Raw genomic sequence first — 13,579 nt, forward strand, 5'->3', positions numbered from 1 at the left:
CGCCCCGCGGTCCCGTCGCCCCGGCCCTCGGCACCCCCTGTGACCACGGACTTCGGTCACTCGGTGCTTATGGGTGCGCTCGTTCTGTCACTCTGTCGGTGGCGCATCCGGCGCCGTAGCGGAGCTGCTCGGGAGTTGCGCAATGCGGACGACAACTTCATCCCAGCGGGACGACGTCACAGGGGCGGGTGCGGTGGCCGGCAGCGGCTCCCGCGGGGCGCCGCCTGCGGAACCCGCCGGTGCGGTCTTCCAGGGCCCTGTGCTGGGCGCCGCCCGTTCCCTGCGGGCCCGCCTCCCCGGGGATCCGCGGGCCGCGGCCGATGCCCGGCAGTTCATCAGGACCGCGTTCGACGACTGGGCCGCCCAAGGGCTGCCCAGCGCGGACGGACTCACCGGCCGGCTGGCGGACGAGGCCGTACTGCTGGTCAGTGAGCTGGTCACGAACGCCGTGGTGCACGCCGGTACGGCCGTGGAGCTGCGCTGCCGCCTGGAGCCCGGGGTTCCGGAGGAGCCGACGGCGTCCGGGAGTCCGCAGGCGTCCGGCGGGCCGGGGGACGGAGGACCGGCGGCGCACGCGGGCGCGCAGGCCACCGAGGGCGCGCTTCCCGAGGGCGACAAGGAGGAGGGCGATCGCGCGGGCGTCGTCATCGAGGTCTCCGACCACCACCCGGCGCGGCCGGTGCGCGGGCGGGAGGACGGCGCGGCCCAAGAGGGCGGCGGGCACGGCTTGCAGCTGGTCAGCGCGGTTGCCGAGTCCTGGGGCATCACCTACCGCCGCGCCATGAAGACCGTGTGGTTCCGCCTCCCCGTCGGGACGCTGGAGGGCGCGGGGCGGCCCGAGCCGGAGATCTTCTTCGACCACCAGATGCTGCAGCGCGAGCTGCGGGCCGCCGAGCTGCTGGCCCCGGCGCCACGCCGGACCGCCCGGCAGCACTCCGACGCGGACTGGATCCACCACGGCGCGCTGTCCTTCCTCGCCGAGGCCTCCGACCTGCTCTCCGGCCAGCTGGACGCCGATCAGGTCGCCTCGCTCGCCGCCCAGTTGAGCGTGCCGCGGCTCGCCGACTGGTGCGCGGTGTGGCTCTACGACGGCGACGGCGGCGCTCCCGGGCGGGGCATCGACGCGGCGGGGGAGACGCAGCGGCTGGCCCGCGTCTGGCACTCCAACGAGAGCCGCACCGACGCGCTCCGAGCGGCCCTGGAGAAGGATCCGCCGCCGGCGGCGGCCCGCGGCGGCGCCCTCGATCAGCTGCCCACCGCTGTGCCCTGGCCGCACGAACCGTACGGCGAGGGCGGTGCGGCCCTGGCCTGCCCCCTGGTGGCCGGCGGCCGTCGGCTCGGCACCCTGCTGCTGGGCCGCGGCGGCCTGCCGCGGTTCCCCGACGAGGTGGTCGGCCTGATCGAGGACCTCTGCCGCCGGGTCGCCCGTGCCGTCGCCACGGCCCGCGCCTACAGCCGGCAGGAGCGCATCAGCCAGGTGCTGCAACGCCGTCTGCTGCCCCGTGGGCGCGCGCAGGTGCCGGGGGTGGAGTCGGCGGTCGTCTACGAACCGCGTGAGGGCGCCTGGGCGGGCGGGGACTTCTGGGACCTGTTCGACGCGGGCGACGGCCGCTGGTGCTTCGCGCTCGGTGATGTCTGCGGCAGCGGGCCCGAGGCGGCTGCCGTCACCGGGCTGGCGCGGCCGGTCCTGCGGCTGCTGGCCCGGGACGGCTTCGGTGTCGCCGAGGTGCTGGACCGGCTCAACAAGACCATGGCGCGGGAGGCCGCGGATTCGGTGGCGGCGGTCGCGGCCGCGGTGGCGGCGGCCGGTGCGGGTGCCGAGGCGCCGGTCGAGATCCGCGACGAGGGCGAGCAGGCCCGCTTCCTCTCGCTGCTCTACGGCGAGATCGTGCCGTACCGCAACGGCTCCGGCGGTGCCCGCTGCACCCTTGCCAGCGCCGGCCATCCGCTGCCGCTGGTCCTGGGGGCGGACGGTGCGGTACGGGTCGTCGCGGTGCCGCAGATGCTGCTGGGCGTGGTGGAGGACGCCTCGTATGTGAGCGAGTCGTTCGACCTGTGCCCCGGTGAGACGCTGCTGTGCGTCACCGACGGGGTGACCGAGCGCCGCTCGGGGCGGCGTCAGTTCGACGACGAGGAGGGTCTGACGACCGCCCTCGCTGCCTGTACCGGCCTCGGCGCCGGTGCTATCGCCGAGCACATCCGCAGCACGGTCCACGCCTTCGCACCGACACCGCCCGACGACGACCTGGCCCTGCTGGTGCTCCAGGCGGCGGCGGTCGCGCCGGCGTAGGCGGGCGCGCGGACCGAGCCCGTGTGCGGATGACGGACAATGGACTCCATGCCTTCCGCACTGCCTGATGGTGAGCCGATGCCCGAGGACGGGGCGCTGCCCGGTCATGCGCTGGCGGGGGCTGCCGGGCGACCCCTCGGCTTCTATCTGCACGTGCCGTACTGCGCGACCCGCTGCGGCTACTGCGACTTCAACACCTACACCGCGAGCGAGCTGCGGGGCTCCGGCGGCGCCCTCGCCTCCCGCGACAACTACGCCGACCACGTCGTGGCGGAGATCCGGCTGGCCCGCAAGGTGCTGGGGGACGACCCCCGGCCGGTCGAGACGGTCTTCGTCGGCGGCGGCACCCCGACGCTGCTGCCCGCCGCCGACCTCGGAAAGATGCTGGCGGCCATCCGCGAGGAGTTCGGCCTCGCGCCGCACGCCGAGATCACCACCGAGGCCAACCCGGAGTCCGTCGATCCGCGCTACCTCGCCGAGCTGCGGGAGGGCGGCTACAACCGGGTCTCCTTCGGCATGCAGAGCGCCCGGCAGCACGTTCTGAAGGTCCTCGACCGCACGCACACCCCGGGCCGCCCCGAGGCCTGTGTCGCGGAAGCGCGCGCGGCCGGTTTCGAGCACGTCAACCTCGATCTGATCTACGGCACGCCGGGCGAGAGCGACGACGACTGGCGGGCCTCGCTCGACGCCGCGATCGCCGCAGGTCCCGACCATGTCTCGGCCTACGCGCTGATCGTCGAGGAGGGCACCCAGCTGGCTCGCCGGATCCGCCGGGGCGAGGTCGCGATGACCGACGACGACGTGCACGCCGACCGCTATCTGATCGCCGAGGAACGCCTGGCCGCGGCCGGTTTCACCTGGTACGAGGTCTCCAACTGGGCCACCTCCGAGGCCGGCCGGTGCCGTCACAACGAGCTGTACTGGACCGGCGCGGACTGGTGGGGGGCAGGCCCCGGGGCGCACAGCCACGTAGGCGGCGTGCGCTGGTGGAATGTCAAGCACCCCGGTGCCTACGCGCAGGCTCTCGGGGAGGGCCGCTCCCCGGGCGCCGGGCGCGAGATCCTGCCGGACGAGGACCGCCGGGTGGAGCGCATCCTGCTCGAACTCCGGCTCTCCGACGGCTGCCCGCTGGAGCTGCTCGCCCCGGCGGGTGCCCGTGCGGCCGCCCGCGCCCTGGCCGACGGCCTCCTGGAGTCCGGCCCGTACGAGCGCGGCCGCGCCGTGCTGACCCTGCGTGGACGCCTGCTGGCCGACGCGGTGGTGCGCGACCTGGTCGACTGATCCGGGGGCGAGCCGGGCGCTACCGCCTCATGTCCGGTTCCGTCACGAAGTCGATCAGCTCCTCGACCCGCCCCAGGAGGGCCGGCTCGATGTCCCTGTACGAGCGGACGCAGGACAGGATCCGCTGCCAGGCGGCGCCGGTGTTCTCCGGCCAGCCGAGGGCGCGGCAGACCCCGGTCTTCCAGTCCTGGCCGCGGGGCACCGTCGGCCAGGCGGGGATGCCGACGGACGACGGCTTCACGGCCTCCCAGACGTCGATGTAGGGGTGGCCGACGACGAGGGTGTCGGCGCCGGTGACCTCGGCGGCCAGGCGGGACTCCTTGGAACCCGGGACCAGGTGGTCGACGAGGACGCCGAGGCGGGCGTCGGGTCCGGGCGAGAAGCCGCGGACGATCGCCGGCAGATCGTCGATGCCCTCCAGATACTCCACGACGACGCCCTCGATGCGCAGGTCGTCGCCCCAGACGCGCTCGACCAGCTCGGCGTCGTGCCGTCCCTCCACGTAGATCCGGCCCGCCCGCGCGACCCGGGCCCGGGCACCGGGGACGGCGACGGAGCCCGACGCGGTTTGCGCCGGGGCGCTCGCAGCGGGCCGCGACTGGGGCCGTACCAGGGTGACGACCCGGCCCTCCAGCAGGAAGCCGCGCGGTTCCATGGGGAACACCCGGTGCTTGCCGAACCGGTCCTCCAGGGTCACCGTCGGGCCCTGAGAGGTCTTCTCGCAGCGGATCACCGCTCCGCAGAAGCCCGAGGTGACCTCCTCGACCACCAGATCGGGCTCTGCGGGCACCTCGGGGGCGGGCCGCTGCTTCTTCCAGGGCGGGGTGAGGTCGGGGCTGTAGCGCTTGCTCTGCATGAGGACCTGTTCTGTGACGCACGGCCGGTGAGGGGAGGGACGGGACGGAAGATAGAGGCCGCGGGCCGGTCAGCCGGGGGACACGCCGAAACGGGTGGCCAGCGCGTCACGTTGGTCACGGACGAACCGGGCATTCACCACGGCTCCGTGCCCCGGCACGTACACCGCGTCCTCGCCGCCGAGGGCGAGCAGCCGGTCCAGCGCCGCCGGCCACTGCGCGGGCAGGGCGTCCCGGCCCGCGTTCGGTTCACCGGACTCCTCGACGAGGTCGCCGCAGAAGACGACCTCGGGTTCGCCGGGGCCGCCGGGTGCCAGGACGGCCATGTCGTGGGCGGTGTGGCCGGGGCCGACGTTGGCGAGCAGCACCTGCCGGTCGCCCAGGTCGACGGTCAGTTCGCCGTGGACGTGGTGGTGCGGGGAGACGAGCAGATCGGCGGCCTCGGCGGCGGCGTCCCGGTCGACGCCGTGGTGCACGGCGGACTGCCGCAGCTCGTCGCGGTCGCGCCGGAGCAGGTCGGCCAGCCCGGCCGCACCGAAGACCTCGACGCCGGCGAAGGCCGCGGTGCCCAGCACATGGTCGAAGTGCGGGTGGGTGAGAGCGACATGCGTCACTTCCCGGCCGAGCAGGCCGCGGATCGTGCGGCGCAGGTCGGCGCCGTCGCGGAGCGTCGCGCCGGTGTCGACGATCATCACGCCGGTCGCACCGGCGATCACCCCGACCGTCTCGTCCCAGCCGGGCATGCGGCGTCGGGCAAGACCGTCACCGAGCCGTTCCCATCCGGCCTCTTCCCAATCAATGCGCATACCGAGACGCTAGCTCCATCGCGATAGCGTTGCCCGGCAGACCTGATGATCACCGCCCGGGGGTAGGGACTCGGTACGGCCGGCCTTGCCCAAGCCTTGCTACCCGGCCGTACACTGGCTCAGGGCCTGGCACTCGGCCCGTGTGAGTGCCAGGGAAGACGAAGCGGCAGGACGCCCGGACAGGAGGTGCGCGGGATGCTCAGTGAGCGCAGGCTCGAAGTGCTGCGCGCCATCGTTCAGGACTATGTCGGAACGGAGGAGCCGGTCGGCTCCAAGGCGCTCACCGAACGCCATCAGCTCGGGGTCTCCCCGGCCACGGTCCGCAACGACATGGCGGCCCTGGAGGACGAGGGATTCATCGCCCAGCCGCACACCAGCGCGGGGCGGATTCCCACCGACAAGGGATACCGCCTGTTCGTCGACAAGCTGGCCGGCGTCAAGCCGCTGTCCTCCCCGGAGCGGCGGGCGATCCAGAATTTCCTGGACGGCGCCGTCGACCTCGACGACGTGGTGGGCCGCACGGTCCGGCTGCTGGCGCAGCTGACCCGGCAGGTCGCGGTCGTGCAGTACCCGTCGCTGACGCGGTCCACGGTGCGGCATGTCGAACTGCTCTCGCTGGCGCCGGCCCGGCTGATGCTCGTCCTGATCACGGACACCGGACGCGTCGAGCAGCGCCTGGTCGACTGCCCCTCGCCGTTCGGTGAGGCATCGCTGGCGGATCTGCGGGCGCGGCTGAACAGCCGGGTCGTGGGGCGCCGATTCGCGGATGTGCCGCAGCTGGTGCAGGATCTCCCGGAATCCTTCGAGCAGGACGACCGCGGCACCGTCTCGACAGTGCTGTCGGTCTTGCTGGAGACTTTGGTGGAGGAGACCGAGGAGCGACTGGTGATCGGCGGAACCGCCAATCTCACGCGCTTCGGTCACGACTTCCCCCTGACCATCCGGCCGGTGCTCGAAGCCCTTGAGGAGCATGTCGTGCTCCTCAAGCTGCTCGGGGAGGCCAAGGACTCGGGCATGACCGTACGTATCGGGCATGAGAATGCCCATGAAGGCCTGGCGTCCACATCGGTCGTCGCGGTCGGCTACGGTTCGGGCGACGAGGCAGTCGCCAAACTCGGCGTGGTCGGACCGACCCGCATGGACTACCCCGGAACGATGGGAGCGGTACGCGCAGTGGCACGTTACGTCGGACAAATCCTCGCGGAGTCGTAAGTGGCCACGGATTATTACTCGGTCCTCGGCATCAGCCGTGACGCCTCGCAGGACCAGATCAAGAAGGCCTTCCGCCGGCTGGCGCGCGAGCTGCACCCGGATGTGAACCCGGATCCGAAGACCCAGGAGCGGTTCAAGGAGATCAACGCCGCTTACGAGGTGCTGTCGGACCCGCAGAAGAAGCAGGTCTACGACCTCGGTGGCGACCCGCTCTCGCAGGCGGGCGGCGGCGGTGCGGGAGCGGGCGGCTTCGGCGCCGGCTTCGGCAACTTCTCCGACATCATGGACGCCTTCTTCGGCACGGCCTCGCAGCGCGGACCGCGCTCGCGGACCCGCCGCGGCCAGGACGCCATGATCCGCCTGGACATCGACCTCAACGAAGCCGCCTTCGGCACGACCAAGGACATCCAGGTCGACACCGCCGTCGTCTGCACGACGTGCAGCGGCGAGGGCGCGGCGCCGGGGACCTCGGCGCAGACCTGCGACATGTGCCGCGGTCGCGGTGAGGTCTCGCAGGTCACCCGCTCCTTCCTCGGCCAGGTCATGACGTCCCGGCCCTGCCCGCAGTGCCAGGGCTTCGGCACGGTCGTACCGACGCCGTGCCCGGAGTGCGCGGGCGACGGGCGGATCCGCTCGCGCCGCACGCTCACCGTCAAGATCCCCGCCGGTGTCGACAACGGCACCCGCATCCAGCTCGCGGGGGAGGGCGAGGTCGGCCCGGGCGGCGGCCCCGCCGGTGACCTCTACGTCGAGATCCACGAGGTCTCGCACCCGGTCTTCCAACGGCGCGGCGACGATCTGCACTGCACGGTCACCATCCCGATGACAGCGGCTGCTCTGGGCACCAAGTGTCCGTTGGAGACGCTGGACGGGATGGAGGAGATCGACGTACGGCCCGGGACCCAGTCCGGCCAGTCGATCCCGCTGCACCAACGCGGTGTGACCCATCTGCGCGGCGGCGGCCGCGGCGACCTCATCGTCCACGTCGAGGTGCAGACTCCCTCCAAGCTCGACCCCGAGCAGGAAGAGCTGCTGCGGCGGCTGGCCAAGCTCCGTGGTGAAGAGCGCCCCACGGGCACCTTTCAACCGGGGCAGCAGGGGCTCTTCTCGCGGCTGAAGGATGCCTTCAACGGCCGCTAGGCCGACGGCGGCACACATGCGAAGGACCGCGCCGGTCCCGGGGGGAAACCCCTCCGGGACCGGCGCGGACCCGGTTCTGGACGCGGTCGTGAGCGTGGCACGATGTGGTCATGCCCACCGCGCTGACCGATCTTTGCCGCCATCCGATCGTGCAGGCCCCGATGGCGGGCGGCGTCGCTTGTCCGGAGCTCGCCGCCGCTGTCTGTGAAGCCGGTGGTCTCGGCTTCCTCGCCGGCGGCTACAAGACCGCCGACGGGATGTATCAGGAGATCAAACAGCTGCGCGGGCTGACCGACCGGCCCTTCGGCGTGAACCTCTTCATGCCGCAGCCGGCGCTCGCCGACATGGCGGCCGTCGAGGTCTACCGCGAGCAGCTCGCCGGCGAGGCGACCTGGTACGAGACGCCGTTGGGCGAGATCGACCCCTGCGGTGGTGGGGACGACGGCTACGACGCCAAGCTGGCGATCCTGCGCGAGGACCCGGTGCCGGTGGTCTCCTTCCACTTCGGCTGCCCCTCCCGCGCCGTCTTCGACGCGTTCGCCGAGGTCGGCACGGCCACAGTCGTGACCGTCACCACCGCCGCCGAGGCGCAGGCCGCGCAGTGGTCGGGAGCGGACGCGGTCTGCGTCCAGGGCGTCGAGGCGGGCGGCCATCAGGGCACCCACCGCGACGACCCGCAGGCCGACGGGACCGGTGCCGGCATCGGGCTGCTCTCCCTGGTCGCGCAGGTCCACGAGGCGGTGCAGATCCCGATCATCGCGGCGGGCGGGCTGATGCGCGGGTCGCAGATCGCCGCCGTACTGGCCGCGGGCGCGGACATGGCGCAGCTCGGCACCGCCTTTCTCGTCACGCCCGAGTCGGGTGCCCACACCCTGCACAAGCAGGCGCTGACCAACCCGCTGTTCACCCGTACCGAGCTGACCCGCGCGTTCTCCGGACGACCGGCCCGCGGCCTGGTGAACCGCTTCCTGCGCGAGCACGGCCCGTACGCCCCGGCGGCCTACCCCGCCGTGCATCACCTCACCTCCGGACTGCGCAAGGCCGCGGCCAAGGCGGGCGACGCCCAGGGCATGGCGCTGTGGGCCGGACAGGGGCACCGGATGGCACGCGAGATGCCCGCCGGCCGTCTGGTGGAGGTGCTGGCGGACGAACTGGTCGCCGCGCGCGCCGGGTTGCCGCGAGGCGCTGCGGGGGCCGCATCATGACGGCGCCGGTTTTCCTCGTCGACTCCCTCGCGGAGGTACGGGCCGGCCGCGCGCTGACCGTGGACGGGCCGGAGGGCCGGCACGCGGTGTCGGTTCGCCGGCTGCGGGTCGGCGAAGCGGTCGTGCTGACGGACGGCCGTGGGGCCGGCGCCGAGGGCACGGTCACCGCCGTCGAGGGCAAGGACCGTCTCACCGTCGTGGTCGACGACCTGCGCACGGAAACGCCCGCGGCGCCACGGATCACCGTTGTCCAGGCCCTCCCCAAGGGGGACCGCGGAGAACTGGCCGTCGAGACGATGACCGAGACCGGTGTGGACGTCATCGTGCCGTGGGCGGCGGCGCGTTGTGTCACGCAGTGGAAGGGCGAGCGGGCCGCCAAGGCGCTCGGCAAGTGGCGTACGACCGCCCGGGAGGCCGGCAAGCAGTCGCGGCGGCTGACGTTCCCTGAGGTCACGGACCCGCTGTCGACCAAGCAGGTGGCCGCGCTGCTCGCCGGTGCCGACTTCGCTGCCGTCCTCCACGAGGAGGGCAGCACCCCGCTGGCGACCGCCGAACTCCCCGCCACGGGCGGCATCGTGCTGGTCGTGGGCCCCGAGGGCGGTGTTTCCCCGGAGGAGCTCGCGGCGTTCGCGGAGGCCGGTGCCGCGCCGTACCGCCTCGGCAGGAGTGTGCTGCGGACCTCCACCGCCGGCACGGCCGCGACGGCGCTGCTGCTGGGGCGTACGGGGCGCTGGAGCTGAGCGGACGTCCAACGGGCCGCCGGCGCACCGCCGTTCCGGAGCGGCCTGCCCGGCACCGCGCGGCGCGGCCGCGCACGTGCGGGAAACGGCCGGCCCGCCGTGTGACGGGCCGGCCGCCGGCTCAGACCAGCTGAGCGTTGAGCCTGATGTCCTTGACGCCCGTCAGCGCCTGGCTCACCGGGCAGTTGGCCTTGGCGTCCGCGGCGGCGGCCTGGAAGTCGTCCTCGGACAGGCCCGGCACGGTGGCCTTCACCGTCAGGACGATGGACGTGATGCCCTCGCCCGGCTTGAAGGTGACATCGGCCTGGGTGTCGAGGGACTGGACGGTGTACCCCTTGCCGGCCAGGCCGTGCGAGAAGGCCATGGAGTAGCAGGAGGAGTGGGCGGCCGCGATGAGCTCCTCGGGGCTGGTGACGCCGTTCGGCTCCTCCGTACGGGCGGGCCAGCTGACGTCGTAGGTACCGATCTTGGAGGAGTCGAGGGCGACGGTGCCCTTGCCCTCCAGGAGGTTGCCTTCCCAGTGGGTCTTGGCGGTGCGCGTGGTTGCCATGGTGCATAACTCCCGGTTGTGGGCGAAAAGCGGTCTGCGGGCCCCAGCTTAGTGATCCGCAGGGCAGATGGCCGAAGGTCCCGGACGGCCCCGTCCGACCCCGTCAGGCCCGCCCGACCCGCCCGGCCGGTCCTGCGCGGCGGACGCCGGGGCCCGTCGGCCCTGGTCGCTGCGACGCCCGGTGGGGGCCGCCCGGTAGCATCCAAGGCCGTACGCACCGTGCGTACGGCGCATGCTGCACAGGCCGCGACGTGATCGTGCCGCGGCCCGAGACGTAGCTCGACACGGCCCGCCCGGCGCGACGCGGCGGCGGCCGAAGACCCGGGAGGAGCCCACCGGTGGCGGGAGAACCGCAGGCCGACTGCCTGTTCTGCAAGATCGTGGCGGGGGAGGTGCCGGCAACCATCGTCCGGGAGACCGAGACCACCGTCGCCTTCCGCGACATCAACCCCCAGGCCCCGACCCACGTCCTGGTGATCCCCAAGGTCCACTACGCCAACGCCCTGGAACTGGCCGCGGCGGAACCGGCGATCGCCGGCGACGTGCTGCGCGAGGCGGGGGTGGTGGCCGGCGAGGAGAAGGTCGACTCGACCGGCTACCGCATCGTCTTCAACACCGGCCCCGGCGCGGGGCAGACCGTCTTCCACGCCCATGCGCACCTGCTGGGCGGCCGCGACCTCCAGCGACTGGTCTGACGGGGCAGAGGGTCGACGTTGTCCGTACGTGAGCTGGTCGTCCTCGGCACCGCGAGCCAGGTGCCCACCCGGCACCGCAACCACAACGGCTATCTGCTGCGCTGGGACGGCCAGGGGCTCCTCTTCGACCCCGGGGAGGGGACGCAGCGTCAGATGCTGCGCGCCGGGGTCGCCGCACACGACCTCAACCGGATCTGCATCACCCATTTCCACGGCGACCACTCGCTGGGGCTCGCCGGGGTGATCCAGCGGATCAACCTCGACCGGGTGCCGCATCCCATCACCGCTCACTACCCGGCCACCGGTCAGCACTTCTTCGACCGGCTGCGCCATGCCACCGCCTACCGCGAGACGGTCAGCCTGACGCAGCTCCCGGTGAGCGCCGACGGCGAGCTGGACCGCACCGCGGCCTACGTCCTGGAGGCGCACAAGCTCTCGCACCCGGTCGAGTCCTACGGCTACCGCCTCGTGGAGCCCGACGCACGCCGGATGCTGCCCGACCGGCTCGCCGCGCACGGCATCTCCGGGCCGGACGTCGGCCGCCTGCTGCGTGCGGGCGAACTCGACGGCGTCACCCTCGACGAGGTCAGCGAGATCCGCACCGGCCAGCGGTTCGCGTTCGTGATGGACACCCGGCTGTGCCCGGGTGTCCACGCCCTCGCCGAGGGCGCGGACATGCTCGTCATCGAGTCGACGTTCCTCGACGAGGACGTGCAGCTGGCGGTCGATCACGGCCATCTGACCGCCGGCCAGGCCGCGGAGGTGGCGGCCGGGGCGGGCGTGCGGCACCTGGTGCTGACGCACTTCTCGCAGCGCTACTCCGACCCGCAGGAGTTCGAGCGGCAGGCACGCGCGGCGGGCTTCACCGGCGAACTCACCATCGCCCGTGACCTGATGCGCGTGCCGCTGCCCAAGAGGGCCTGACCGGCCTCCGCCGGATCACGGCAGGTAGTACATCGGGTTGGGCAGCTTGAAGGTCCGGTCCGCGGCGCCGCCGCGCAGATCGCTGTACTGGTCCCCGAAGTTGGCGACGATGTCGTAGCCGAGGGACTCGATGTGCGTGCGGGTGCCGGACTTGAACTCGATGGTCGAGCAGGTGGCGCCGCAGGGCAGGTACGCGGGCGGGTGCTCCTTGTCCCGCAGGTACACGTGCGTACGGTCCAGCGGGACGTCGTAGCCCACGTTGTCGAGGTTGCGCACGCTCCACTCCCGCTGCGCTTCCTTGCGGCCGGTGAGGAAGAAGACCTCGGCGCCCTTGTCGTGGGCCCAGTTGACCAGCCGGTTCATGCCGAAGACCGGGTCCATGTCGGTGTTGGCGAGGTACTTGTCCTGGCTCTCCGGGGTGAAGTGGAAGCCGACCTGGAGCTCGTAGTTGTAGGTCAGCAGGGTGGTGTCGTCCATGTCGAGGACGATGGCGGGCTTGGCGGGCTCGGCGTGCTTCGTGCCGGCCGGGTCCGCGGCCGGCCGCTGCCGGGTGAGCTGCTTCGACAGGTAGGCGCGCGCCTTTGCCTCGATGCCGTGCACCTGGCGGGCGTAGTTGCTGTCCGGGGAGGCGTAGTGCTCGCCGTCGGCCGTCACCGTGTCGCCGTAGTAGGCCTTGATCTTGTCCTGCACCTGCGTGAGGTTGGGTATCTCCTGGTCCGTGCGGGGCACGGAGTGTTCGGCGGTGGCCTGGCCGATGCCGAACACGGCGGTGCCGGCGACCAGGGTGGCGACCACCGAGGCGCCCAGGCGGACACGACGGGAGGGGGCGGGGACGGGCATGCGCGGCTCCTTCGGGAGGCATGGGGAGACCCGGGGGTGGCGTCGGACGCGGCACTCCCCAGGGGGTCCAAGGGGGGTCCCAGAAGGTCTAACAGAGCCTCATTTCCGTTATCTACGCGCGGAGATTCAATGCTTGGTAAAGGTTGCGGGCAGCGGTGCGGGGTGTGCGCCGCCGGGTGGGGCCGAGGCGCGGGCCGCGGCGGGGTGGTGTCAGCGCCAGTCGGGGGTGCCCGGGCCCTGTGCGTGCGGCACGATCGCCTCGATCTTCGCCCGGATCTCCCGCATGACCGCGACGATCCGGCTCTCGTGCGCCGGGGTGAGCCGGGCGACCGGCACCGAGCAGCTGATGGCGTCCGTGGCGGGGGTGTCGCAGCGCAGGGCGAAGCCGAAGCCCGTGATGCCGGTGACGCCCTCCTCGCGGTCGATGGCGTAGCCCCGCTCGCGCACCGCCGCCAGATCCTCGGCGAGTGACGCCGGATCGGTGTGGGTGTTCTCCGTCAGCCGCTCCAGCGGTCCTGCCGGGAGCGGGAGTTCACCGGGGGCGCGGTCGGCGAGGAGTGCCTTGCCCAGGGCCCCGGCGTGGGCGGGCAGCCGGCGTCCGACGCGGCTGAAGGTACGCAGGTACTCGTGCGATTCACGGGTGGCGAGATAGACGACGTCCGCGCCGTCCAGGCGGGCGAGGTGGATGGTCTCGCCCAGCGTCTCGGACGCCTCGTCGAGGTACGGCCTGGCAGCCCGCACCCGGGGATCGCTGTCCAGATAGCTGGTGCCGGTCAGCAGGGCGCGGATGCCGATGCCGTAGAGCGAGCCGGTCGCGTCGGTGCGCACCCAGCCGCGGTCGATCAGGGTCTGCAGCAGCGCGTACATGGAGCTGCGGGGGACGCCCAGTTCCTCGGCGAGTTCGCGCAGGCGGGCCGGGCGGTCACCGCGGGCGGCGAGCACCTCCAGCAGCTCGACGGTGCGCGCCGCCGACTTCACCTCGCGTACGCCACCGGTCTCCGTCATGGCCCGATCGTAAGCGCAGCCCGGGATCCGGGGCGGC

Annotated in this window: 13 protein-coding genes; 8 read left to right on the forward strand and 5 right to left on the reverse strand. The window is 72.7% G+C overall.

The genetic code is table 11. From position 1 onward, the window contains the following. Window positions 1-142 precede the first annotated feature (142 nt). Both ACGFZW_RS06215 and hemW read left to right on the forward strand, forming a co-directional pair. Window positions 143-2,290, forward strand: coding sequence for a SpoIIE family protein phosphatase (locus tag ACGFZW_RS06215; protein WP_393891862.1), 2,148 nt, complete (start codon window positions 143-145; stop codon window positions 2,288-2,290). Window positions 2,291-2,338: 48 nt separating this feature from the next. Then, window positions 2,339-3,571 (forward strand): radical SAM family heme chaperone HemW, encoded by a 1,233-nt coding sequence (gene hemW / locus ACGFZW_RS06220; RefSeq protein ID WP_393891863.1) that lies wholly within the window; start codon window positions 2,339-2,341, stop codon window positions 3,569-3,571. Window positions 3,572-3,590: 19 nt separating this feature from the next. Here the strand turns inward: hemW and ACGFZW_RS06225 are convergent, their stop codons facing one another. Beyond that, complete coding sequence (locus tag ACGFZW_RS06225) at window positions 3,591-4,427, reverse strand: DUF3097 domain-containing protein (protein WP_393891864.1); 837 nt, start codon at window positions 4,425-4,427, stop codon at window positions 3,591-3,593. A gap of 69 nt (window positions 4,428-4,496) precedes the next feature. Beyond that, complete coding sequence (locus ACGFZW_RS06230; protein ID WP_393891865.1) at window positions 4,497-5,231, reverse strand: MBL fold metallo-hydrolase; 735 nt, start codon at window positions 5,229-5,231, stop codon at window positions 4,497-4,499. Between the two features lie 195 nt (window positions 5,232-5,426). Here ACGFZW_RS06230 and hrcA point away from each other — a divergent pair, with 195 nt between their 5' ends. The 4 genes from hrcA (at window position 5,427) to ACGFZW_RS06250 (ending at window position 9,528) form a co-directional block, all read left to right on the forward strand. Next, a complete protein-coding gene (gene hrcA / locus ACGFZW_RS06235) occupies window positions 5,427-6,443 on the forward strand; it encodes a heat-inducible transcriptional repressor HrcA (RefSeq protein WP_393891866.1) in 1,017 nt (338 codons plus the stop codon). Continuing rightward, window positions 6,444-7,583 (forward strand): molecular chaperone DnaJ, encoded by a 1,140-nt coding sequence (dnaJ, locus tag ACGFZW_RS06240; protein ID WP_393891867.1) that lies wholly within the window; start codon window positions 6,444-6,446, stop codon window positions 7,581-7,583. Between the two features lie 110 nt (window positions 7,584-7,693). Then, window positions 7,694-8,788 (forward strand): nitronate monooxygenase, encoded by a 1,095-nt coding sequence (locus ACGFZW_RS06245; RefSeq protein ID WP_393891868.1) that lies wholly within the window; start codon window positions 7,694-7,696, stop codon window positions 8,786-8,788. Next, window positions 8,785-9,528, forward strand: a complete 744-nt coding sequence (locus ACGFZW_RS06250; RefSeq protein ID WP_393891869.1) for a 16S rRNA (uracil(1498)-N(3))-methyltransferase — start codon at window positions 8,785-8,787, stop codon at window positions 9,526-9,528. The genes ACGFZW_RS06245 and ACGFZW_RS06250 overlap by 4 nt, the downstream gene beginning before the upstream one ends. 121 nt (window positions 9,529-9,649) lie before the next feature. On the opposite strand, the gene ACGFZW_RS06255 is transcribed toward ACGFZW_RS06250, so the two are convergent. Next, on the reverse strand, window positions 9,650-10,078 hold the full coding sequence (locus tag ACGFZW_RS06255) for an OsmC family peroxiredoxin (protein WP_393891870.1): 429 nt from the start codon (window positions 10,076-10,078) through the stop codon (window positions 9,650-9,652). A gap of 338 nt (window positions 10,079-10,416) precedes the next feature. Here ACGFZW_RS06255 and ACGFZW_RS06260 point away from each other — a divergent pair, with 338 nt between their 5' ends. Further along, window positions 10,417-10,773, forward strand: coding sequence for a histidine triad nucleotide-binding protein (locus tag ACGFZW_RS06260; RefSeq protein ID WP_393891871.1), 357 nt, complete (start codon window positions 10,417-10,419; stop codon window positions 10,771-10,773). 18 nt (window positions 10,774-10,791) lie between these two features. Further along, entirely contained in the window at window positions 10,792-11,697 is a 906-nt protein-coding gene (locus ACGFZW_RS06265) for a ribonuclease Z (protein WP_393891872.1), read from the forward strand. Between the two features lie 15 nt (window positions 11,698-11,712). Here the strand turns inward: ACGFZW_RS06265 and ACGFZW_RS06270 are convergent, their stop codons facing one another. Together ACGFZW_RS06270 and ACGFZW_RS06275 are read right to left on the reverse strand one after the other, a co-directional pair. Then, a complete protein-coding gene (locus ACGFZW_RS06270) occupies window positions 11,713-12,537 on the reverse strand; it encodes an HAD family acid phosphatase (RefSeq protein ID WP_393891873.1) in 825 nt (274 codons plus the stop codon). A 210-nt stretch (window positions 12,538-12,747) separates the two neighbouring features. Then, window positions 12,748-13,542: an IclR family transcriptional regulator gene (locus ACGFZW_RS06275; RefSeq protein ID WP_393891874.1), complete on the reverse strand. Its 795-nt coding sequence runs from the start codon at window positions 13,540-13,542 to the stop codon at window positions 12,748-12,750. Between the last annotated feature and the right edge of the window lie 37 nt (window positions 13,543-13,579).

Origin of the sequence: Streptomyces sp. NPDC048248 (assembly GCF_043201875.1) — a bacterium.
GTDB lineage: Bacteria > Actinomycetota > Actinomycetes > Streptomycetales > Streptomycetaceae > Streptomyces.